At 53.1% G+C, this 226-nt stretch carries 1 protein-coding gene; it reads left to right on the top strand.

Features of this window, described 5'->3' with window-relative positions:
- The coding region (locus EQG68_RS15170; protein ID WP_164975487.1) for a hypothetical protein at nucleotides 1-226 on the top strand (226 nt) is incomplete at both ends.

Raw genomic sequence — 226 nt, 5'->3', positions numbered from 1 at the left:
ATTTATTCACACAATTGGGCAATAGCCCTGAAACGGGCGGAACGTGGTCACCGGCATTAGCGAGTGGCACGGGAGTATTTGACCCGAGTCAAGATGCAGCAGGGGTGTATACGTATACCCTTATCGGCACACCACCTTGTGCAAACAGTACGGCCAGTGTAACGGTAACAGTCAACCCCACACCAAATCCGGGAGAAGCAGGAGCTGCCCCATTTTGTGCCAACTC

The sequence above is a fragment of the Flavobacterium piscinae genome, from assembly GCF_004122145.1.
Lineage (GTDB): Bacteria > Bacteroidota > Bacteroidia > Flavobacteriales > Flavobacteriaceae > Flavobacterium > Flavobacterium piscinae.
Note: the sequence above shows the minus strand (reverse complement) of the source record. Positions and strands in the feature narration are given on the sequence as shown.